Here is a 22130-nt window from a genome sequence, read left to right as displayed (position 1 = left end):
CCCGATCGTGCCATGCCGCACTGACGGTTAAGGTCACTGGCGGACCACCGAGAGGGAGTAGGGACATGCTGCGGCTGGGACGACGCGAGTTCGATGCGCACGAGCCGGTGATCATGGCGATCGTCAACCGGACGCCGGACTCCTTCTACGACCAGGGTGCGACGTTCGGCGACGAGCCCGCCCTGGCCAGGGTGGAGCAGGCCGTCGCGGAGGGCGCCGCCATCGTCGACATCGGCGGGGTGAAGGCGGGGCCGGGCGAGGAGGTGACCGCCGAGGAGGAGGCGCGGCGCACGGTCGGCTTCGTGGCCGAGGTCCGCAGGCGCCACCCGGACGTGGTGATCAGCGTCGACACCTGGCGGCACGACGTGGGCGAGGCGGTGTGCGAGGCGGGCGCCGACCTGCTCAACGACGCGTGGGGCGGGGTGGACCCCAAGCTGGCCGAGGTCGCGGCCCGCTACGGCGCGGGCCTGGTGTGCACGCACGCGGGCGGCGCGGAGCCGCGCACGCGCCCGCACCGGGTGGAGTACGAGGACGTGATGGCGGACGTCCTGCGGGTGACGCTGGGGCTGGCGGAGCGCGCGGTGGCGCTGGGCGTCCGGCGCGACGGCATCATGATCGACCCGGGGCACGACTTCGGGAAGAACACCCGGCACTCGCTGGAGGCGACCCGGCGGCTCGGCGAGATGGCGGAGACGGGCTGGCCGGTGCTGGTCTCGCTGTCGAACAAGGACTTCGTCGGCGAGACGCTGGACAAGCCGGTGAAGGAGCGCGTCCTGGGCACGCTCGCGACGACGGCGGTCTCGGCATGGCTGGGCGCGCAGGTCTACCGCGTGCACGAGGTGGCGGAGACGAAGCAGGTACTGGACATGGTGGCGTCCATCGCGGGCCATCGCCCGCCGGCGGTCGCCCGCCGCGGTCTGGCCTGACGGCGCCGCTGCGGCGGAGCAAAGATGCCCGCCGCAACGGCGGCACGCCACCGGGGCCGCCGGAGGCGGCGGGTTACATCCCCGCTTCCTTCGTCACCAGCCGCACCGCCTCTTCCACGTCGTCCGTGACGTGGAAGAGGTGCAGGTCGTGCGGGCCGGCCTTGCCCTCGGCGACGATGGTGTCGCGGAACCAGCCGACCAGTCCGCTCCAGTACGCGGAGCCGAAGAGCACGATCGGGAAGCGCGTGACCTTCTTGGTCTGGACGAGGGTGAGGGCCTCGAACAGCTCGTCCAGCGTGCCGAGTCCGCCGGGCAGGACCACGAACCCGCTCGCGTACTTCACGAACATCGTCTTCCGCACGAAGAAGTAGCGGAAGTCGACGCCCAGGTTGACGTACGGGTTGAGCCCCTGCTCGAAGGGCAGTTCGATGCCGAGGCCGACGGAGACGCCGCCGGCCTCCGTCGCGCCCTTGTTCGCGGCCTCCATCGCGCCGGGCCCGCCGCCGGTGATGACCGCGAAGCCCGACTCGACGAGCCCGCGCCCGATGGCGACGCCGGCCTCGTACTCGGGAGAGTTCCGCGGCGTGCGGGCGGAGCCGAAGACGCTGATGGCGGGTGGCAGTTCGGCGAGCGCCCCGAAGCCCTCGACGAACTCGGACTGGATGCGCATCACCCGGAAGGGGTCCTCGTGGACCCAGTCCGCGGCTCCTCTGGTGTCCAGCAGGTGCTGGTCCGTGGTGCCCGCCTGCATCTGGCCGTACCGGCGTACCACCGGCCCCCGGCGCTGCTCCCGCTGCGCGCGCGATCCTTCGGGATGTGCCATGCCGTGCTCCCTCCGCTGCAGATCGTTGCTGTTCAGCGTAGGCCCACACGGATGGCTTTCCGGCAGGTCACCGGAAGGTCAGCCGGCCAGCCAGGCCCGCAGCCGCGCCTCGCAGTCGTTGATGAGAGAGGCCCGGACGCGTTCGTCCCGCTTGTGGGCGAGGGTCGGCTCGCCGGGGCCGTAGTTGACGGCCGGCACCCCGAGCGCGCTGAAGCGGGAGACGTCGGTCCAGCCGAACTTGGGCTTGGGCGTGCCCCCGACGGCCTCGATGAACGCGGCCGCAGCGGGGTGGGACAGCCCGGGCAGCGCGCCGGGCGACTCGTCGTCCACGACGAGCTCGGCGACGCCGCAGTCCGCGAAGACCTCGCGCACGTGCTCCAGGGCCTCCGCGGGGCTGCGGTCGGGCGCGTAGCGGAAGTTGACGGTCACGGTGCACGCGTCGGGGATGACGTTGCCGGCGACGCCGCCCTCGATGCGGACGGCGTTGAGGCCCTCCCGGTACTCCAGGCCGTCGATGACGTGGCGGCGCGGCTCGTAGGCCGCGAGCCTGGCCAGGATGGGCGCGGCGGCGTGGACGGCGTTGCTGCCCATCCAGCTGCGCGCGGAGTGGGCGCGCTCGCCGGTGGTGCGCAGGTGCACCCGGAGGGTGCCCTGGCAGCCGCCCTCGACCTGGGCGTCGGAGGGCTCCAGGAGGACGGCGAAGTCGGCGGCGAGCCAGTCCGGGTGGGCGTCGGCGATGTGGCCGAGGCCGTTGAGGTGGGCGGCGACCTCCTCGTTGTCGTAGAAGACGAAGGTCAGGTCGCGGTTGGGCTCCGGCACGGTCGCGGCGACGCGCAGCTGGACGGCGACGCCGGACTTCATGTCGCTGGTGCCGCAGCCCCACAGGAAGCCGTCCTCGTCCAGCCGTGAGGGGACGTTGCCGGCGATGGGGACGGTGTCGATGTGGCCGGCGAGCACGACGCGCTCGGAGCGGCCCAGGTTCGTGCGGGCCACGACGTTGTTGCCGTGGCGGTCCACCGTCAGGTGCGGCAGCGCGCGCAGGGCGGCCTCGATGGCGTCGGCGAGCATCTTCTCGCTCCCGCTGACCGACGGGACGTCGACGAGCTGGGCGGTGAGGGCGGCGGCGTCGAGGGACAGATCGAGTACGGCGTCATCCATGCGGCGACTCTAGCCCGGCCGGTGCGGGCGGGGCCGGGCCGGTGGGTGGGGCCCGGGCGCCGTCGGCACTCTCCAGTAACGTGGGCGGCATGTCCCGGATCTTCGTCACCCGACGTGGCCGAATGTTGCGCATCGTGGCCGCCTGTGCCGTGCTGCTCGCGCTGATCGGCTACGGGATCGCCCAGCTGGTGACGGGCGGACCGGGGGCGCCGCGCTGCACGGTGCGCGCGGACGGCGCGTCGTACACCCTCTCGCCCGAGCAGGCGGTGAACGCGGCGACGATCTCGGCCGTGGGGGCCGAGCGCGGGCTGCCGGAGCGGGCTGTGACGATCGCCCTGGCCACGGCCATGCAGGAGTCGGGCCTGCGCAACATCCACCACGGCGACCGGGATTCGCTGGGGCTGTTCCAGCAGCGGCCGACGCAGGGCTGGGGCAGCGCGCGGCAGATCACGGACCCGGTGTACGCGGCGGGGAAGTTCTACGACCACCTGGTGGAGGTGCCGGGCTACTCGCGGCTGCCGCTGACGGTGGCCGCGCAGAAGGTGCAGCGCAGCGGCTTCCCGCAGGCGTACGCCAAGCACGAGCCGGACGCGTCGCTGCTGTCGTCCGCGCTGACGGGCCGGGAGGCGGCGGCGTTCACCTGCACGACGAGCCCGAGCGACGGCAAGAAGGGCGACGTCACGGCGGTGCGGGCCAAGCTGCGCCGGGAGTTCGGCACGGCGGCCGTCCCCGCGGCGGACACGCTCGCGGCCGGGAGCGGCGGTGGTGCGGGCGCGGCCGGGGGTGCCGCGGCGCGGACGCTGTCGGTGCCCGTGCCGGAGAAGTCGCCCGGTCCGGGCGAGCCGGCCGAGGGCGGCCGGGAGCGGCGCGGCTGGCAGCTGGCCTCGTGGGCGGTGGCGCACGCGACGGAGCTGCGGATCGAGCGGGTGTCCTTCGGCGGCCGGGTGTGGACGGCGGCGGATTCCCGGGACGGCTGGCGCGCGGACAAGGGCGCCAAGGGCCCTGCGGAGCCGGGGAATTCGGCGGGGAACTCCTCGCCCGAGGTACGGATCACGACCGCCCCGTAGACGCTCAGGAGTGCGAGCGGACCCCCCACCGGGGGTATGCACAACAGCCCCGCGCGATTGCCGGGCACCGTCCGTCCCAGGCGTCCGGCTTTACCGGAAATTCGTTGTGACCAAAGGCTTGTAAGCCTTTCTGACGGCCATACCGCACGCCCGTTTTGCCCCGCTTTTAGGGGGACAGATAATGCGACGCATTACCAATTCTTTACCGTGGCGCACCGCAACCTTCCGCGGATTCACGCGGTAGTCACTGCGTCCGCTCGCCGGACAGCCAACGTCCTCAACTCCGCCAAAGGAGCATCATGTCCCTCCCCCTGACGCGTCGGATCGCCCGGGCCGCCCTGCTGGTAGCCGCCGGTGCGGCACCCGTCATCGGCGCGGCCGGAGCGGCGAGCGCCGCCCCGCAGGCTCCCGACCTGACGAGCGGCCTGACCGCGGTGGACGGCGCGAACCTCGGCACCAACGTGGACGCTGCCGCCCACAAGGCCGGGGACACGGTGACGGGCGTCGGTACCAGCGCCATCAAGACCACCGTCCCCGGCGCCGCCGACGCCACCGGCAAGGCCGCCAAGACCGCCGCCCCCGCCGTCCAGAAGGTCGCCGGCGAGGCCGCGGGCGCCACCTCCGGCCTCGCAGGCCAGGCCACCAAGGCCGCCGGCGGTCTCAACGCCCAGGGCCTGCCCGTGGGCGGGCAGCTCCCGATCGGCGGCTGACACAGCGCACGCACCGGCACGCGAGAGGGCCCGGGAGATCTCCTCCCGGGCCCTTCCGCGTGCTCATGCGGCGCGCCTCATGCGGTCAGGCGGCGGACCGCGGCCTCCACCCGCTCGTCGGTCGCGGTGAACGCGATCCGTACGAACCGCTCACCCGCCTCCCCGTAGAACACGCCCGGCGCCACGAGGATGCCGCGCTCGGCCAGGGCGGCGACGGTGTCCCAGCAGGGCTCGTCCCGCGTGGCCCACAGGTACAGCGACGCCTCGCTGTGCTCGATCCGGAAGCCCGCCGCATCGAAGGCGGCCCGCAGGGCCTCCCGCCGGCGGGCGTAGCGCGCCCGCTGCTCCGTCACGTGCGCCGTGTCCCCCAGGGCGGCGACCGTGGCGGCCTGCACCGGGGCGGAGACCATCATTCCGCTGTGCTTGCGGACCTGGAGCAGCTCGCCCAGCACGGCGGGGTCACCGGCGAGGAAGGCCGCGCGGTAGCCGGCCAGGTTCGAGCGCTTGGAGAGCGAGTGCACCGCGACGACGCCCTCGTACGAGCCGCCGCAGACGTCCGGGTGCAGGACGGAGACCGGCTCGGCCTCCCAGCCCAGCTCCAGGTAGCACTCGTCGCTGAAGAGCAGCACCCCGTGCTCCCGGGCCCACGCGACGGTGCGGCGCATCTCGTCGGCGGTCAGCACGCGGCCGGTGGGGTTGGACGGGGAGTTGAGCCAGAGCAGCTTCAGGCCCGTGGGGTCGAGCTCCGTCGGGTCGTCGTAGACGACGGGCTCGGCGCCCGCGAGGCGCGCGCCCACCTCGTAGGTCGGGTAGGCCAGCCGCGGGTAGGCGACCTTGTCGCCCGCGCCGAGGCCGAGCTGCGTCGGCAGCCAGGCCACCAGCTCCTTGGAACCGACGATCGGCAGCACGTGGGCGTGCGTCACGTCGCGGGCCCCCAGCCGGCGCTCCACCCAGCCGGTCAGCGCGTCGCGCAGCTCGGGCGTGCCCCACACCGTGGGATAGCCGGGGCTGTCGGCCGCGTCGGTGAGCGCCCGCCGGATCAGCGCCGGTACGGGGTCGACGGGGGTGCCGACCGAGAGGTCCACGATGCCGTCGGGGTGGGCGGCGGCTTTCGCCTTGTACGGGGCGAGCCGGTCCCAGGGGAAGACGGGGAGGCGGGAGGAGACTGCGCTCACGGTGTTCGCTCTCTTGCTCTGGGGGTGACCGGCGATACGCCGCGGCCCCGCACGGCTGCGGCCGTACGGGGCCGGGGGGCCGCTCGGGTCAGTGCTCCGGGTTGATGTCCGCGGGCAGCGCGGCGATGAAGGGGTGGTCGCGCTCGATCAGGCCGAGCTTCGAGGCGCCACCGGGCGAGCCGAGCTCGTCGAAGAACTCGACGTTCGCCTTGTAGTAGTCCTTCCACTCCTCGGGAGTGTCGTCCTCGTAGAAGATCGCCTCGACGGGGCAGACCGGCTCACAGGCACCACAGTCGACACATTCGTCCGGGTGGATGTACAAGGACCGGGAACCCTCGTAGATGCAGTCGACGGGGCACTCCTCGATGCACGCCTTGTCCTTCACGTCGACACAAGGCTGCGCGATGACGTAGGTCACGCTGTCGTTCCTCCTCGGTAGGGCTCATCTCGCGCGGGAGCGCGGCGTCGTCGATGCCCACACCTAGTATCTCCGTTCCCGGGCACTTGACGAACAAGAGGGGCGAGGAGAGCTGTGGAATTCACCACGGGCGGACGTCTGGAAATCAGGATCAGTACCGCTGATGTGGGAAAAAGGGTATCCGTACGCCGTCTGAACCCTTCAGGAGGGTCGTCCGGGGGGTCCGCCGAGCGGTTCACGGACACCGTCGGCGTCCTCACCTCCTGGGAGGGCGGCGTGCTGCGGATCACACGACGGACCGGAGAGATTGTCACTTTCGACGAGACCGCCCTCGTCGCCGGCAAGGTCGTTCCCACCCGCCACCCGACCGCCACCCCTCATGGAAGCGCTTCGCGCCCCTTTGATCCCCCGCCCCGGCGGCGCGGCCCCGCCGCCACCGTGCGCGAGCTCCAGGAGACCGCCGCCCGCGGCTGGCCGGCCCGGGAGACCGCGCGCCTCGGCGACTGGACCCTGCGCGCGGCGGGCGGCTTCACCACCCGCGCCAACTCGGCCCTGCCGCTCGGCGCTTGCGGGCTGCCCCTGCCGGAGGCCGTGGACCGCGTGGCCGCCTGGTACGCCGAGCGCTCCCTGCCCGCGGCGATCCAGATCACGACCGGCGACCCGGAGCAGGACGCCCTGCTGGACGCGGAGCTGGCCGGGCGCGGCTGGACGGCGGAGCGCCACGCCCTGGTGCGGACGGCCCCGCTCGCCCCGGTCGCCGACACCGGGGCCCCCACGGAAGGCGTGCGGCTGTCGCGCACCGCCGACGAGGCGTGGCTGCACGCGTACGGGCGGACCGGCGCGAGCGCGGAGGACGCCCTGGCCGTGCTGGGCGGCGGGCCGTCGGTGTGGTTCGCGGCCGTGCCGGGCGCGTCCGGCGCCCCGCTCGCCGTGGGGCGGTGCGTCGTCGACGGCCGGTGGGCGGGCTTCTCGGCGGTCGCCGTGCACCCGGACCACCGCCGCCGGGGACTCGCCACGCAGGTCATGGCGCGCCTCGCGGAGCAGGCCCTGAGCGAGGGCGCGTCGGCGGCGTACCTGCAGGTGGAGACGGACAACGGCGCGGCGGAGGCCCTCTACGACGAGCTGGGCTTCACGACGCACCACGCGTATCACTATCGCCGCGAGGCGCGGCGCCCGTAGCACCGCGGAGCACTGCTCGCGGTGATCCCGCATCCCGCCCGCCCCTCGCCGTCGTGGCGTGTCACCGTCGCGGCGGGATCGAGAGGCCGGGCCTCACCCTGCCGTGCGCGGGCAGGAGAGTCCCGTCGCCACGGCGGGGCACCACGACGGCGAGGGTCCGGCGGAACACGCAGGCACCGGAACCGGAGCGCACCATAGAAACTGCGGAGGCAGCCATGTACGACACCACCGGACGGCGGGCGCGATTCGCGGAGGCGGCACGCGAAGCGCGGCCCGACCTCGCCCTGCTGTGCCTGCTGATCGCGGGCGAGGCCGACCCCGATGCGGGCGAGGAGCCGGTCGACACCGCGCAGATAGAGCTGGACCGGCTCGCCGGGCTGCTCCCCGCCCTGGGCCGGCAGGCGAACCCGCGGCGGTGGGCGGAGGCGCTCGCGGAGCTCCTCGGCGAGCGCTGCGGCTTCCACGGCTCCCCCGCCGACTACCGGCGGCTGGAGTCCTCGCTGCTCACCGAGGTGCTCCGGCGCCGCCGCGGGCTGCCGATCCTGCTGTCCGTGGTGTGGATGGAGGTCGCGCGGCGGGCCGGCGCGCCGGTGTACGGGGTGGCGCTGCCGGGCCACTTCGTCGTCGGCTTCGGCGAGCCGTACGGGCAGCACGTGCTGGCCGACCCCTTCGACGGCGGCCGGATCCTGTCCGAGGAGGAGGCGGGCCTGCTGGTCGCGGGCGCCACGGGCGCCCCGCTCGCCCCGTCGATGTTCTCCCCCGCGGAGCCGGCGGAGATCGTGCTGCGGGTGCTGAACAACATCCGGGCCTGGGCCGCGGCGCGGCCCGAGCGCAGCGACGTCCAGCTGTGGGCCGTGGAGCTGTCCCTGCTGCTGCCCAGCCACCCGGCCAGGCTCCGCTACGAACGCGCCGAGCTGCTTGTGGAGCGGGGCGACTTCGTGGGCGGCGCGCACGAGATGGAGGAGTACGCGGAGGTCATCGACGCGCTGGAGCCGACGGTCGCGGAGACGGTGCGGCGGCAGGCGCGGGCGGCCCGGGCGATGCTCAACTGACCGCCCGGGGCGGCGCGCCTGCCGGCGTCACAGCCAGCCCTTGTCCCTCGCGATGCGGACGGCCTCGGCGCGGTTGCGGGCGCCCGTCTTCTGGATGGCCGTCGAGAGGTAGTTGCGGACGGTCCCGTTGGACAGGTGCAGCGTCCTCGCCAGCTCCGCGTTGGTCGAACCGTCGGCGGACGCGCGCAGCACCACCCGCTCGCGGTCGGTCAGCGGGTTGGCGCCCTCGGCGAGGGCGGCCGCCGCGAGCGTCGGGTCGATGACGCGCTCGCCGCGCAGCACCCGGCGCAGGGCGTCCGCGAGCTGGGACGCGGGGGCGTCCTTGACGAGAAAGGCCTCCGCCCCGGACTCCATCGCGCGGCGCAGGTAGCCCGGGCGCCCGAAGGTCGTGAGGATGACGACCTTGAGGGCGGGCAGCTCGCGGCGCACGAGGGCGGCCGCGTCGAGCCCGGTCATCCCCGGCATCTCGATGTCGAGCAGCACCACGTCCAGGTCGTGGGCGCGCGCGGCGCCGAGCACCTCGTCCCCCCGGGCGACCTGGGCGACGACCTCGATGTCGCCCTCCAGCCCGAGCAGCGCCGCCAGCGCCTCCCGGACCATGGACTGGTCCTCCGCGAGAAGGACTCTGATGATGCGTCGGCCCGCGGCGTCCGCCGGGTGGTGCTGGTCTGTCACAGCGACAGGGTAGGCCGCTCCCGGGCGGAGGCGCGTGCCAGCGGGACGAATGCACGCAAGCGGAAGCCGCAGCGCGGGCCGGGGCCGGTCTCCAGGCGGCCGTCGGCGAGGGCGAGGCGTTCGGAGAGGCCCGTGAGGCCGTTGCCGTGGGTGCCCTGGGGGCCGCGGCCGTCGTCGCTGACGGTCAGGCAGAGCTCGTCGCCCTCCTCGGTGAGCGCGATCTCGCAGCGGCGGGCGTCGCTGTGCCGCACCACGTTGGTCACGGCTTCCCGGAGCGCCCAGGCCAGCGCGCCCTCCTCGTCGGGCGCGAGGTCGGGGTGGGTGGTGGCGGCGCGGGAGAAGTCGGCGACGACGCCGGCCGCCGCGAGGGCGGTGCGGGCGCCGGCCAGCTCGGCCTCCAGGGTGGGGCGGCGAAAGCCGCTCACCGCCTCCCGGACGTCCACCAGGGCCTGGCGGCTGACCCGTTCGATGTCGGCGACCTGCTGGGCCGCCTGTTCGGGCTTGCCGGGGAGCATGCGCCCGGCCAGCTCGCTCTTGAGCGTGATGAGCGACAGGGAGTGCCCGAGGAGGTCGTGCAGGTCGCGGGCGAGGCGCAGCCGCTCCTCGTTGGCGGCGAGGTGGGCGACGGTGGCGCGGGCCTCGCGCAGCGCTCGGGCCGTCAGGGCCATCTGCCGCACGCCGTTCATCGCGAAGCCGCCGAGCAGCGCCGGGATGATGAGGGCGGCGAGGTATTCGGGAGCGCCCGGTGTCATCGCGCCGAGTCCCGCCAGTACCCCCGTGACCAGCGGAATCACGACACGGGACAGCTTCGTCGGCAGGACCGCGCCGGCAGCGACGCAGACGTAGACGAAGAGGACGAGCCAGGCGCCCCCGAGTGTGAGGGTGAGCGCGGTCGCGAGGGCCATCTGCAGGCCGAGCGCGGCGAGCACGCGGGCGCGCTCCAGGGGGCGGGAGGTGTGCCGGAAGACCAGGGCGAGGTAGCCGGCGACGAAGGCGACGAGCCCCGCGCCGCCGAGGAGGTCGCCCACCAGGGCGTGGTGGTCGCCGAGGACGTCCTCCACCGGGGCCGCCATGTAGGCGAACCAGATGGAGATCCAGATGATCTTCACGACCGCCTGGCGCCGGTTCTCGGGCTCCGTGCCGATGCCGATGGTGTACGACGGGTCGTCGTGGACTTCCATGGCGGCCCGCCATGGGTTCCAGCGCCGCGGTCCTCCGGCCATGTCCCTCGCCCTGTCCTGTCTTCCGGATCCGGTCCCTCGGGGCGTCAGCCCTTGCGGGTGTCCTTGCGGTACAGCCAGGCTGCCATGCCCGCGAACAGTGCGAGGTAGACGACGAGGAGCGCCACGTGCTTCAGCTCGGGGGCGTGGGCCTGCTCGATGGAGCGGCCGAGGCCGGCGTACGCGTAGGTGGGGGTCCACTCCGCGACCTTCTGCAGCCACGTCGGGAACGTCGTGGTCGGCATCCACAGGCCGCCGAGCATCGACAGACCGAAGTAGATGATCATCGTGATGGGGCGGACGGCGTCGCCCGTGGCGAGGTAGCCGACGGCCACGCCGAGCGCGGCGAAGACGATGCTGCCCGCCCAGATGGCGCCGACCAGCGCGAACCACTGCCAGGCGGCGTCCATCCGGACGCCCTTGACGGCGGCGGCGATCACGAAGACCACGAGGATCGAGGGGAGCGAGACCACGGCGGCGGAGGCGACCTTGGCGGTCACGTAGCCGCGGCCGGGCAGGGCGGTGAGGCGCAGCTGGCGCACCCAGCCCTTCTCCCGCTCCTTGGCTATCCGCTCGCTGTTGCCGACGAGGACGGCGGTGATGGCGCCGAAGGAGGCCATGGAGACCATCATCAGCAGCGGCAGGGTGAGCCCGGTGTCCCCGATGATCTCGGTGCTGCTCGCGCCGCCCGCGATCATCAGGTACAGGCCCGCGGGGTAGAGCAACGAGAAGAACATGAACTTCTTGTTGCGCAGGGTGCGCGCGATCTCGAGCTTGATCAGGGTGTTCACAGGGCCGCCTCCTCGGCGGTGGCAGCGTCGGTGATGGCGATGAAGGCCTGCTCCAGGCCGAGGCCCGCGACCTCCAGGTTGCGCGGGTAGAGACCGAGGCCGTAGAGGGCGTGGACGGTCGCGTCGGCGTCGTGCGACTGGATGCGCACGGTGCGGCCGGAGACCTCCAGGGAGGACAGGAACGGCAGCTCGCGCAGGGCGGCCTCGCCGATGTGCCCGTCCAGGTCGAAGACGATGCGGCGGGCGCCGGCCTTCGCCTTGATCTCGGCGGCCGAGCCGTCGGCGAGGACGCGTCCGCGGTGGAGCACGATGACGCGGTCGGCGATGGCGTCGGCCTCTTCGAGGTAGTGCGTGGCGAAGAGGATCGCGCGGCCGTTCTGCGCCTGCTCGCGCATCACGCCCCAGAAGGCCTGCCGGGCCGAGACGTCCATGCCGGTGGTGGGCTCGTCGAGCACGATGAGCTCGTTGGCGCCGGCGGTCGCGAGGGCGAAGCGCACGCGCTGCTCCTGGCCGCCGGAGAGCTTGTTGACCTTGCGGTCGGCTATCTCGGTCAGATCGGCAGCGGCGAGCACCTGGTCGACGGGGAAGCGGCGCGGGTGCAGGTCGCAGCCGAGCTTCACCAGCTCGCGGACGGAGACGTCCTCCATCAGGCCGCCGGACTGCAGCATCGCGCCGACCTTGCCCTGGGCGATGGCCTGCTGCGGGGTGGTCCCGAACAGCTCGACGCGGCCCGCGTCGGGGTTGCGCAGGCCCAGCAGCAGGTCGAGGGTGGACGACTTGCCGGCGCCGTTGGGGCCGAGGAGGGCGACGGTCTCGCCCGGGTACAGCTGAAGGTCGAGATCCGCCACGGCGCGCACCGCGCCGTAGCTCTTGCTCACGTTCTCGAAGCTGACCACGGGGGCGCCGGTGCGGCGCCCTTCCCCCGTGTACGTTCCTGTGGTGGTCATGCTGACCATGTTCCCTGGTCAGCGGGGTCGGCGGCAGTGTCAGGAGTACGGTCCTGACGATGACAGATGTCATGTCCGCGGATGACGGAAGCACGGAGTCAAGCGGCTGCCGGGAGAGCGAAGAGCCCCCGTGCCGGTGGGGCACGGGGGCTCTCGGCCGCTGAAGGGACCGGGCGGTCAGCTCAGCGGGATCGTCCCGACGCGCTCGGCGGGCGTCTTGCCCACGAGCGCCTTGCGCAGGGCGCCGACGACGTCCTGCGGGGTGACCTCGGTCTTGGTGCCGTTGCCGCGCTGGATGAGGACGCCCTTGAAGGCCGTGCCGTACAGCTCCTTGATCGCTTCGAGGTCGTAGTTCTCGACGAGCTTGCCGCCGACCTCCTTGACGCCCAGGATCTTCGGCAGCGAGCGCTCCGGACCGAACTGGATCTTGTGGAGCGGGTCGGTCTGCACGGTGACGAGACCGGACATCGCGGGCTGCGCGAACTCCTTCATCATCCGGTCGACCTCGGCGTTGGTCACCTTCGGCTGCTGGCTCGCGCTCGGCAGCTCGACCGGGGTCTCCTGGCCGGTGGCGGCGCGGTCCTTGTACGCCTTGGCGACGGCGGCGACGCCCTTGTCGCCGTCGATGCCCTGGTACGGCTTGCCGTAGACGGGTACGGCCTTGCCCGGCTCGAACTTGATCGTGCCGTCCTTGGCCCCGCCCGACTCGCCCGCCAGCGTCTTGAGCGCGTTCGCGATCTTCTCCTCGTCGGCGACGATCACGGGCTCGGCCGTGCGGGTGCCGCCGATGAGCGAGGGGATGACGGTCAGCGGGTTGTAGTCGCGGCCGGCCGCGCCGCGCACCGTGGCCTGGGTGTCGATGGACAGGCCCGCCACGGACGGCTTGAGCTCGGCTTCCTTGCCGCCGATGGAGACCTTGAGCGGCTTGGTCGCCCGGTCGCCGAGCGCGGAGTCGAGCTTCTGGACGGCCTGCTCCTTGGAGGAGCCGCCGATGTTGACGCCGAGGACGGTGGTGCCGTTCGGCACGTCCGCGTGGTCGAGCACCAGCCCGGCCACGTACGCGGCGCCGACGAGGCCGACGACCGCGCCGCCCAGCAGGACGACCTTGGAACGGCCCTTCTTCTTGGGCTGCGCCTTCGCGGGCGCGCTCTTCGGCGCGCCCTTCGCGGCGCCCGCGGGCGCACCCTTGGCCGGCGGCGGGGGCACCGCGCCGGGCCCGGGCACCTTGGGCTTGGGCACGGCGATGCGCGGCGCGCCGCTGTCCACGGGCTTCCCGGCCTGGGGGGCGCCCGGGCCGGGCGGCGGCACGACGGGCACGCCGCCGCTGACGAGCGTCTCACCGGCGGCCTGGGCACCGGCGGCGGGGGCCTTGGCCCCGCCCTTCTTGCCGCCCTTCGCGCCCTTGGCTCCCTTGCCGCCCTTGGGCTGCTGGGGGGCCTTGCCGGGCGCCGCCGGAGGAGCGGCGGCCGCGGCGGACTGCGCGCCGGCGGGCGGCGCGGGCACGCGGGGCACGCCTTCGTGCGGGGTGTCCGTGCGGCCGAACGCGCCGCCGGCGGGGGCGAACGGATCCGCGGCGCCGCCCATGGCGGGCGCGGGGAACTGCTGGGTGCTCTCCGGCTCGGTCCACTGCGCGCCACCGCCCACGGGCGCACCCGGCGCCGGGGGCTGCATGATGCCCATGGACCCGGTGCTCATCGGGTCGTCGGGCCAGGGCGCGCCGCCGCCCGGGGCGGGCGGCTGCGGCATCGAGCCGGTCGTCGAGGGGTCGCCCGGCCACGGCGTCGAGGCCGTGGTGGAGGGGCTGCCGGGCCAGTCGTCCACGGGCGCGCCCGGGGCCGAGGGGGCGGCGGAGGCCGACGGGCCGCCCGGCCAGTCGTCCTGCGCGCCGCGCCGCTGCGCCGCGCCGCCGGCGGGGGCGCCGCTGCCGGGCCCGCCACCGGGCACACCGGCGCCCGGAATGTCGTTCATACCCGCGTTCATACCCGCGTCCCACGGGGGGGCACCCGTGGTCGAGGAGCCGCCGGGCCAGTCGTCCGCGGCGCCGCGCCGCGGCGCCGCGGCGCCCGCCTGCGGGGCGGCGGCGCCGTGCGTGGTGTCGCGCTGCCAGCCGTTGCCCGGGTTGGGCGTGCGGGACGGCTGCGGCACGGGGCCGGCGCCGGTGGCATGGGCATCGCCCGGCCACGGCGCACCGCCCATGGTCTGCCCCGCGGAGGGGGCCGGAGGAGCGTCGCGGGGGCCGGAGTGCTGCGGGGCACCCGCGCCCGCGGCACCGGCGCCCGGCGCACGGCGCGGCAGTTCGGCCTTGCGCGCGCCTGCCGGAGGAGGCGTGGGACCGCCCGCCTTGCGGGGCGCGAACCAGTCGCTGGCCTTCTCGCCCTTGCCGCCGCCCTGCTCCGTGGAGCCGGGCTGGCCCTGCTGCTTGCGGCCGGGGGGCGTCGTCGCGGCGGGGCGGCGCGGCAGTTGGGCCTTGCGCTCGCCGGACGGCGCGCCGCCGCCCGCGGCCGGAGGCTGCTTGGCGGGCGCGGAGGCGGCCCCGGACGCGGACCCGGTGCCGGGCGCGCTCGCGGGGGCGGCCTCGCCGTCGACGGGCGTGCGCATGATGACCGGCGGGATGGGCCGCGAGCCCGGGATGTTGATGCGGATCCGCGTCGTCAGCGTGGTCTCGGTCTTGGGCTCTTCGGGCCTGGAGGCCGCGGCCCCACGGGCCTGGTCCTCACTGCCGTACGGAGGGTTCCCGGACGGGTAGGCGGCGCCACCGCGGCCCTGGGGCCCGGAGGACGAACTGTCAGATTCACGGCTCAAAGCAGGTTCTCCCGGTTAGCTCCGCCGCCCGTCATGACCTCGCTCGGGCGGCTCGGCGGCGCGCACCACCATACTGGGCACCGCGCACACGCACTTGACGACCGCCGGTTCGCACCGGCGGGAGGGAGCGCGCTGCGTGCCCGCACGCCGTCGGCCCGTCACGGGACAAGTCCGGCAGAAGCCGGTTGACCTGCGCACGGGCCGGACGACACTCAGGCGGAAATCGTCACGTCACTTGCCAAGTCGGACCGAAGGTCCGTCCGGTTGCGGCAGTTTCGGGACAGTGGCGCACATCACAGCGAGGGCCATCCCGCCCAGCAGGAAGACCCACGAGCTGATTCCGGCGCCGAAGAAGAAGTCGCCCTCGGGGCGGCTGGAGGTCATCAGCATGACCGCGACGAGCCAGCCGCCGGCGGCCACGGCACCGCCGGTGCGGGTGCCCGTGGCGGCCACCGCGCCGTAGCTGAGGCCCGCGACGGCGAGCAGGGCGAGCGACAGGCCGCCGGGGAACCAGCCGCCCTGGGTGAGCGCCCCGGCGAAGCCGGTGGCGGCACCGAGGACGAACAGGCCGAGGTACGCGGCGAGGCGCGCGACGGTCACGGGGGTGGTCATGCCGCTCATGCGTCCACCCCGGCGAACAGGTCGTCCTCGCGCGGGGCGGCGGCCTGACCGCGGACCAGCTTGTAGTACTCGTCGGCGAGGATCGGCTGCCCCAGGTCGTTGGAGAGCGCGAAGAACGGGCCGTCCACGGCGATCTGCGTGGCGTGGGCACGCATCGCCGCGGCCTTGGCCTCCGCGTGGCCGGCGGTCGGGACGGCCGCGGTGACCTCGTCGTCGGGGACGACGCCCGGGACGTCGGCCGCGGAGGCGATGCCCGGGAACGGGATCTCGCGGCCCGCGGCGCGCAGCCGCGCGAAGCCCTCCTCGACGACGGACAGGGGCACGCAGTTCCAGTAGACCTTCGCGATCTCGTGGGGATCGCCGAGGTCGCGGCGGAAGGCGGGCTCGCCGGCGAGCTCGGCGGCGCGCATGGCGACGCGGTGCGCCTGGATGTGGTCGGGGTGGCCGTAGCCGCCGTTCGGGTCGTAGGTGACGAGCACCTGCGGACGCACCTCGCGAATCACCTCAACGAGGGACGCGGCGGCCTCGTCCACGTCGGCGCGCCAGAAGCAGTCGGGGCGGTCGTTCTGGGGGGCGCCCATCATCCCCGAGTCGCGGTAGCGGCCCGCGCCGCCCAGGAGGCGGTGGTCGGTGACGCCGAGCTCCTTCATGGCGGCGGCGAGCTCCCCGGCGCGGAAGGGGCCCAGGCGGTCGTCCCGGTCGGCCGTGAGGTGCGCCAGCTCCGCGGGGATCACCTCGCCCTCTTCGCCGAGTGTGCAGGTCACGAGGGTGACGTGGGCCCCTTCGGCCGCGTACTTGGCCATGGTCGCGCCGTTGTTGATGGATTCGTCGTCCGGGTGCGCGTGCACCAGGAGGAGCCGGCGGCCCGGCAGGAAGGAGCTGTCGGTCATGGGACCAGCCTACGAGTCCTGCGGGCCCGGCGGACCCCCGCCCGCGGACCCGGGGCGCACACCCTCAGAACTTGATGTTGCTGATCACATCGGTGGCGCTCTTGGTCACCTGGTGGATCGTCGGCCCGAGTGACGAGCTCGCCAGATAGAAGCCCAGCAGGACGCAGACCGCGGCGTGGCCGGCCTTCAGTCCGGACTTCCGGCACAGCATGAAGACGACGATCGCCAGCAGCACCACCGCCGAAATCGAGAGTGCCACGGCGGTTCACCTCCAGATACGCGCGGTTGAGACGCATGAGACGGAATGACGGTTGACGGATGACACGCGGGACTTATCGGCTATGCGTCCGTGATCATAACTTTCCGGAGCGTGACCGGCACTGGGTGCACGGGGGCAATTCCGGGGCGCACGGCGGATTCTCGCCGCTCCGCCGTAGGCTCGGCGCCATGACCAGACAAGTCTCGTTCCCGCGACAGTACGCCCGTACGCAACGGTTCTCGCTCGGCGCGCCGCGTGCGTTCACGGTGTCACCTGACGGAACCCGTGTCGTCTTCCTCCGCTCCCGTTCCGGAACCGATCGCACGGGTGTCCTGTGGGTCCTCGACCCCGCCGGCGGAGGGGAGTTCCCGGCCGCCGACCCGGCCGTGCTGCTGTCCGGCGCCGCCGAGGAGCTGTCGGCCGAGGAGCGGGCGCGCCGCGAGCGGCTGCGCGAGGGTTCCGCGGGCGTCGTCGCGTACGCCGTGGACGGCGCGGCGGAGTTGGCGGCGTTCGCGCTCTCCGGGCGGCTGTTCGTGGCGGAGCTGCGCGGCGGCACCGCCCGTGAACTGGCGGTTCCCGGCCCCGTGGTCGACCCGCGCCCCTCCCCCGACGGCCGCCGGGTGGCCTATGTCGCGGGCGGCGCGCTGCGGGTGGCCGATGTGGAGCCGGCGGCCGGAGCGGCGGCGGGGGAGACCGCCGACCGGGCCCTGGCCGAGCCCGACGGCCCGTCGGTGACCTGGGGTCTCGCGGAGTTCATCGCGGCCGAGGAGATGCACCGCCACCGCGGGTTCTGGTGGGCGCCGGACGGCGAGTCGCTGCTGGCCGCGCGGGTGGACGAGGCGCCGGTGCAGCGCTGGTGGATCGCCGACCCGGCCAACCCCGACCGGCAGCCGGCCGAGGTGGCCTACCCGGCGGCGGGCACCCCGAACGCCGAGGTGACGCTGGCCCTCCTGGGTCTGGACGGCAGCCGCACGGACGTCCGGTGGGACCGCGGGCGCTACCCGTATCTCGCGCAGGCGCACTGGTCGGCGGGCGGTCCGCCGCTGCTGCTGGTGCAGTCGCGCGACCAGCGTCATCAGGCGTATCTGTCCGTGGACACGGAGACCGGTGCCACGAGCGTGCTCCATGAAGAGGACGACGCAAAGTGGCTTGAATTGTTCCCCGGTGTTCCCGCCTGGACCCCGGACGGGCGCCTGGTGCGCATCGCCGACGAGGACGGCGCCCGGGTGCTGGTCGTGGGCGACCGGAAGCTGACCGACGGCCGGCTGCATGTGCGCGCCGTGCTCGACGTGGGCGACGGCGACGTGCTGGTCTCCGCCTCCGCAGGGCCGGACGCGACCGCTCCGGAGACGGGAGAAGCGCACGTCTACCGCGTGGACGAGCAGGGCGCCGAGCGCGTCTCGCAGGGGCGCGGCTGGCACTCGGCCGTGCGCTCGGGGGCGGTCTCCGTCCTGGTGTCGGCGGTACCGGAGCGCGCCGGGTCCACCGCCCGGGTCCTGCGCGACGGCGCGGAAGCGGCGGTCGTGGCCTCGTATGCCGAAGCGCCGGTGCTCACCTCGCGCGCACGGCTCACCGAGGCGGGCGCGCGCCGGATCCCGTGCGCCGTCGTCCTGCCGACGCACTACCAGGAGGGTGACGGTCCGCTTCCGGTGCTGATGGACCCCTACGGCGGTCCGCACGGCCCGCGCGTGGTGGCCGGGCACAACGCCCACCTGACCTCGCAGTGGTTCGCCGACCAGGGCTTCGCCGTGGTCGTCGCCGACGGCCGGGGCACCCCGCACCGCTCCCCCGCCTGGGAGAAGTCGGTCCACCACGACTTCGCGGGCGTCACCCTGGACGACCAGGTCGAGGCCCTGCAAGCGCTGGCCGGGGAGTTCCCGCTGGACCTGGGCCGGGTCGGCATCCGGGGCTGGTCCTACGGCGGCTACCTCGCGGCGCTCGCCGTGCTCCGCCGCCCGGACGTCTTCCACGCGGGCGTCGCGGGCGCCCCGGTGACCGACTGGCGGCTGTACGACACGCACTACACCGAGCGCTACCTCGGCCACCCGGAAGAGCACCCGAAGGTGTACGACCGCAACTCGCTGGTCACCGCGGAGGGGCTGGCGGAGGCGGCGGACCAGGTCCGCCCGCTGATGATCGTGCACGGCCTGGCCGACGACAACGTGGTCGCGGCGCACACCCTGCGGCTGTCGTCGGCGCTCCTCGCGGCGGGCCGGCCGCACGAGGTGCTGCCGCTGTCGGGCGTGACGCACATGACCCCGCAGGAGCAGGTCGCCGAGAACCTCCTGCTGCTCCAGGTCGCCTTCCTGAAGCGGTCCCTCGGCATGGAGTGACCCCTACGCGGAACGCCCCCGCATGAAGTGACTCCGCGCGGCGTGCCCGGCTCCCTGTCAAGCACGCCGCGTCGTCGATCCGCTCATCGTTCGCTCAAGAAGTGCGGCCCGCCCGGCCGCTGTCGCGCAGCCCTCTTGACCCGACCCCGAATCCGTTGTCAAAGTCCGCTCAACCCTCCGCGCGGGAACGGCATCCGCGAGGGATCGACACGACGACAGTGCGGGGGATCGAACGCGATGACGAGTCCTTCCCCGGCCCCGGTGGCACCACCGGGGCCGGCCGGCAGATCACCCGGACAGCTGATGTGGCGGCGCTTCAAACGCGACCGTCCGGGTGTCGTGTCGGCCTACGTGGTGACGTTCTTCTTCCTCGTCGCCCTGGCGGCGCCGCTCATCTCGAAGCTCTACGGGAAGAACCCGACGGAGACGTACGGGCTCGACGAGCCCGGTCTGCTCAACGAGTACGGCTATCCGGTCAAGCCCAACGGGGGGATGTCCGGGAGCTTCTGGTTCGGTCTCGAACCCACCCTCGGCCGGGACGTCCTGACGCAGCTCGTCTACGGCATCCGTACCTCGCTGCTCATCGCCGCGGCGGCCACCGTCCTGTGCGTGGTGACGGGCGTGCTCATCGGGGTGACGGCCGGCTATCTGGGCGGCCGGACCGATTATCTGCTCGGCCGCTTCATCGACTTGCTGCTGGCCTTCCCCAGCCAGCTGTCGTTCATCGCCTTCACTCCGGTCGTCTACTCCCTCTTCGTGAGCCCGGAGAAGGAGACGCCCACCTATCTCCGGGTCCTGACGCTGATTCTCGTGCTGTGGGTGCTGGGCTGGATGGGGCTGGCGCGACTGCTGCGCGGGCAGGTGCTGAGCCTGCGGGAGCGGGAGTTCGTCGAGGCGGCCAAGGTCACGGGCGCCTCTCCCTGGCGGATCATCACCAAGGAGCTGCTGCCCAACCTCTGGACGCCGATCCTGGTGCAGTCCACGCTGATGCTCCCGGGCTTCGTGACCGTCGAGGCGGGGCTGTCCTTCATCGGCGTCGGCATCGTGGAGCCCACGCCCGACTGGGGCCGGATGTTCGCCAACGGCGCCCACTACTACGAGAGCGACATCACCTACATCTTCTTCCCCGGCCTCGCCATGATCGTTTTCGTGGTCGCCTTCAACCTGCTCGGGGACTCGGTCCGGGACGCCTTCGACCCGCGGACCGGACGCTGAGGACGTGCACACAAGAACCGGCTAGCGACGGACAGGCAGGTGCATCGAGCCATGAAGCCCACGACGCGATCCCACAGGAGCAGAGGCCGGCTCGCCGCCTCCGCCGCCGCCCTCGCCGCCGGCGCCCTCGTGCTCTCCGCGTGCAGCAGCGGAGGCGGCGGGGGCGGGAGCGGGGACAAGAGCGAGGGCCCCGGCAAGGACAAGACCACCTCCTCCAACTACTCGATCGGCACCAAGGAGGACTCGGCCGGGCCCGCCCCCGAGGTGCCGGGTGCGAAGAAGGGCGGCACGGTCGGCGTCCTGCAGCGCGACGCCTTCGTGCACCTGGACCCCGGGCAGATCTACTACAGCGACATGCTCGCCAACCAGCTGCTCTACAACCGCACGCTCACCTCGTACAAGATGGACGACAAGGGCCGCGCCAAGGTCGTCGGCGACCTCGCGACCGACGCGGGCACCGCCTCCGACGGCGGGAAGACCTGGAAGTTCACCCTCAAGGACGGGCTGAAGTTCGAGGACGGCTCGCCGATCACGTCCAAGGACGTGCGCTGGGGCGTCGAGCGGCTGTACGCGGCCTTCGAGACCGACGGCCCGCTGTACGTCCCCCAGTGGCTCTCCGGCGACGGCACCGACTTCCGCAAGGCGCTGCCCGACGGCCCGTACAAGGGCGCCCACCTGCCGGCGTCCGTGCTGGACACCCCGGACGACAAGACGATCGTCTTCCACTTCCGCCAGCCGCACGCCGACGCCCCGTTCGCGACCGCCATGCCGAACATCGGGCCCGTCAAGGCCGAGAAGGACACCCAGCGCAAGTACGACAACGCCCCCTTCTCCTCCGGCCCCTACAAGGTCGGCGACTACAAGGTGGGCAAATCCCTCACTCTCGTCCGCAACGAGAACTGGGACGCCAAGACGGACCCCATCCGGCACCAGTACGCCGACCGGTTCGAGATCAGCTTCGGCCACCAGTACGCGGACTCCACCCGGCGCTTCCTCGCCGACCAGGGCGCCGACAAGAACACCCTCTCGTTCACCAACGCCGTCGCCCCGGAGATGACCGAGAAGGTCCTCGGCCAGGCCGGCACCAAGGCGCGCCGGTTCGTGGAGATCCAGCCGTACGTGGACTACATCAGCTTCAACATGGACCGGATCAAGGACGTCAGCGTCCGCAAGGCCCTCGCGTACGCGATGCCCAACGGGCAGATCCTCCAGCAGATGGGCGGCGCCACCGCCGGGGTGCTCGCCACCAACTACCTCTCCCCCGCCATGGACGGCTACCGGCCGACCGACCCGTTCGGGAAGAAGGCCAAGCCCGCCGGCGACCCCGACAAGGCCCGCGAGCTGCTGGGGCAGGCCGGCAAGGAGGGCCAGGAGATCGTCTACGCCTACCCCAACACCGACCTCCAGCAGAAGGTCTCCGTGGTCGTCACCCAGGCCCTGGAGCGGGCCGGCTTCAAGGTGCAGAAGAAGGAGATCGACGCCAACACCTGGCGGACCGCGATCGCCGAGGTCAAGAACAAGTTCGACATCTACCGCACCTCGTGGGGCGCGGACTGGCCCGTCTCCTCGACCGTCGTGCCGCCGCTGTTCGACGGCCGGCAGATCGCCGACGGCGCCCAGAACTACGGCCACCTCAACAACCCCGCCGTCAACACCGAGATCGACCGCATCAGCGCGATCCCGGACGTGAAGAAGGCCGCCCCCGAGTGGCAGAAGCTCGCCGACAAGATCTTCACCGAGGACGTGCCGGGCGTGCCGACCTTCTACAACACCCAGTTCTCCCTGTGGGGCTCGAACCTGGGCGGCATCCGCTACCAGCCGGTCTACGGGACGGTCGACCCGACCGGCGTCTACGTGAAGTAGCCGGCC

20 protein-coding genes are annotated in these 22130 nt (G+C 73.2%); 8 read left to right on the top strand and 12 right to left on the bottom strand.

Annotated features, from left to right (window positions below):
• The first annotated feature begins 65 nt into the window (after nt 1–65).
• Nucleotides 66–926: a dihydropteroate synthase gene (gene folP / locus ACOTKD_RS18080; protein WP_424890000.1), complete on the top strand. Its 861-nt coding sequence runs from the start codon at nt 66–68 to the stop codon at nt 924–926.
• Nucleotides 927–999: 73 nt separating this feature from the next.
• Here folP and ACOTKD_RS18075 read toward each other — a convergent pair whose 3' ends face one another.
• Nucleotides 1000–1749 carry a TIGR00730 family Rossman fold protein gene (locus ACOTKD_RS18075; protein ID WP_424889999.1) on the bottom strand — a complete coding sequence of 250 codons (750 nt, stop codon included), beginning with the start codon at nt 1747–1749 and terminating at the stop codon, nt 1000–1002.
• A 78-nt stretch (nt 1750–1827) separates the two neighbouring features.
• On the bottom strand, nt 1828–2907 hold the full coding sequence (gene dapE / locus ACOTKD_RS18070; protein ID WP_424889998.1) for a succinyl-diaminopimelate desuccinylase: 1080 nt from the start codon (nt 2905–2907) through the stop codon (nt 1828–1830).
• Between the two features lie 89 nt (nt 2908–2996).
• Here dapE and ACOTKD_RS18065 point away from each other — a divergent pair, with 89 nt between their 5' ends.
• Both ACOTKD_RS18065 and ACOTKD_RS18060 read left to right on the top strand, forming a co-directional pair.
• Nucleotides 2997–3974 (top strand): hypothetical protein, encoded by a 978-nt coding sequence (locus ACOTKD_RS18065; protein WP_424889997.1) that lies wholly within the window; start codon nt 2997–2999, stop codon nt 3972–3974.
• 299 nt (nt 3975–4273) lie between these two features.
• On the top strand, nt 4274–4684 hold the full coding sequence (locus ACOTKD_RS18060; RefSeq protein WP_424889996.1) for an ATP-binding protein: 411 nt from the start codon (nt 4274–4276) through the stop codon (nt 4682–4684).
• A gap of 77 nt (nt 4685–4761) precedes the next feature.
• Here the strand turns inward: ACOTKD_RS18060 and dapC are convergent, their stop codons facing one another.
• Together dapC and fdxA are read right to left on the bottom strand one after the other, a co-directional pair.
• Nucleotides 4762–5859 (bottom strand): succinyldiaminopimelate transaminase, encoded by a 1098-nt coding sequence (gene dapC / locus ACOTKD_RS18055; RefSeq protein ID WP_424889995.1) that lies wholly within the window; start codon nt 5857–5859, stop codon nt 4762–4764.
• Between the two features lie 88 nt (nt 5860–5947).
• Nucleotides 5948–6277 (bottom strand): ferredoxin, encoded by a 330-nt coding sequence (gene fdxA, locus ACOTKD_RS18050; protein WP_030366150.1) that lies wholly within the window; start codon nt 6275–6277, stop codon nt 5948–5950.
• A 114-nt stretch (nt 6278–6391) separates the two neighbouring features.
• Between fdxA and ACOTKD_RS18045 the strand changes: the two genes are divergently transcribed.
• Both ACOTKD_RS18045 and ACOTKD_RS18040 read left to right on the top strand, forming a co-directional pair.
• Nucleotides 6392–7456: a GNAT family N-acetyltransferase gene (locus ACOTKD_RS18045; RefSeq protein WP_424889994.1), complete on the top strand. Its 1065-nt coding sequence runs from the start codon at nt 6392–6394 to the stop codon at nt 7454–7456.
• 215 nt (nt 7457–7671) lie between these two features.
• Nucleotides 7672–8508 carry a tetratricopeptide repeat protein gene (locus ACOTKD_RS18040; RefSeq protein WP_424889993.1) on the top strand — a complete coding sequence of 279 codons (837 nt, stop codon included), beginning with the start codon at nt 7672–7674 and terminating at the stop codon, nt 8506–8508.
• A 27-nt stretch (nt 8509–8535) separates the two neighbouring features.
• Here ACOTKD_RS18040 and ACOTKD_RS18035 read toward each other — a convergent pair whose 3' ends face one another.
• The 8 genes from ACOTKD_RS18035 to ACOTKD_RS18000 form a co-directional block, all read right to left on the bottom strand.
• On the bottom strand, nt 8536–9141 hold the full coding sequence (locus ACOTKD_RS18035) for a response regulator (protein ID WP_424890179.1): 606 nt from the start codon (nt 9139–9141) through the stop codon (nt 8536–8538).
• Between the two features lie 38 nt (nt 9142–9179).
• Nucleotides 9180–10406, bottom strand: coding sequence for a sensor histidine kinase (locus ACOTKD_RS18030; RefSeq protein ID WP_424889992.1), 1227 nt, complete (start codon nt 10404–10406; stop codon nt 9180–9182).
• Between the two features lie 44 nt (nt 10407–10450).
• Nucleotides 10451–11194, bottom strand: a complete 744-nt coding sequence (locus ACOTKD_RS18025; RefSeq protein WP_424889991.1) for an ABC transporter permease — start codon at nt 11192–11194, stop codon at nt 10451–10453.
• Nucleotides 11191–12141: an ABC transporter ATP-binding protein gene (locus tag ACOTKD_RS18020; RefSeq protein WP_424889990.1), complete on the bottom strand. Its 951-nt coding sequence runs from the start codon at nt 12139–12141 to the stop codon at nt 11191–11193. The genes ACOTKD_RS18025 and ACOTKD_RS18020 overlap by 4 nt, the downstream gene beginning before the upstream one ends.
• 177 nt (nt 12142–12318) lie before the next feature.
• On the bottom strand, nt 12319–14943 hold the full coding sequence (locus ACOTKD_RS18015; RefSeq protein WP_424889989.1) for a hypothetical protein: 2625 nt from the start codon (nt 14941–14943) through the stop codon (nt 12319–12321).
• A gap of 231 nt (nt 14944–15174) precedes the next feature.
• Nucleotides 15175–15564 (bottom strand): DUF6113 family protein, encoded by a 390-nt coding sequence (locus ACOTKD_RS18010; RefSeq protein WP_424889988.1) that lies wholly within the window; start codon nt 15562–15564, stop codon nt 15175–15177.
• A complete protein-coding gene (gene mshB, locus ACOTKD_RS18005; protein ID WP_424889987.1) occupies nt 15561–16454 on the bottom strand; it encodes an N-acetyl-1-D-myo-inositol-2-amino-2-deoxy-alpha-D-glucopyranoside deacetylase in 894 nt (297 codons plus the stop codon). Before mshB ends, ACOTKD_RS18010 begins: the two co-directional genes overlap by 4 nt.
• 64 nt (nt 16455–16518) lie before the next feature.
• Nucleotides 16519–16713 carry a hypothetical protein gene (locus tag ACOTKD_RS18000; RefSeq protein ID WP_030366139.1) on the bottom strand — a complete coding sequence of 65 codons (195 nt, stop codon included), beginning with the start codon at nt 16711–16713 and terminating at the stop codon, nt 16519–16521.
• A 188-nt stretch (nt 16714–16901) separates the two neighbouring features.
• Here ACOTKD_RS18000 and ACOTKD_RS17995 point away from each other — a divergent pair, with 188 nt between their 5' ends.
• The 3 genes from ACOTKD_RS17995 (at nt 16902) to ACOTKD_RS17985 (ending at nt 22124) form a co-directional block, all read left to right on the top strand.
• Nucleotides 16902–19046, top strand: a complete 2145-nt coding sequence (locus ACOTKD_RS17995) for a prolyl oligopeptidase family serine peptidase (RefSeq protein WP_424889986.1) — start codon at nt 16902–16904, stop codon at nt 19044–19046.
• 237 nt (nt 19047–19283) lie between these two features.
• On the top strand, nt 19284–20261 hold the full coding sequence (locus ACOTKD_RS17990) for an ABC transporter permease (RefSeq protein WP_424889985.1): 978 nt from the start codon (nt 19284–19286) through the stop codon (nt 20259–20261).
• A 51-nt stretch (nt 20262–20312) separates the two neighbouring features.
• Nucleotides 20313–22124, top strand: coding sequence for an ABC transporter substrate-binding protein (locus ACOTKD_RS17985; RefSeq protein WP_424889984.1), 1812 nt, complete (start codon nt 20313–20315; stop codon nt 22122–22124).
• Nucleotides 22125–22130 lie beyond the last annotated feature (6 nt).

Origin of the sequence: Streptomyces sp. XH2 (assembly GCF_049725035.1) — a bacterium.
Classification (GTDB): Bacteria; Actinomycetota; Actinomycetes; order Streptomycetales; family Streptomycetaceae; genus Streptomyces; species Streptomyces roseoverticillatus.
The sequence above is the reverse complement of the archived record's forward strand: the minus strand, read 5'-3'. Positions and strand labels throughout refer to the sequence as shown.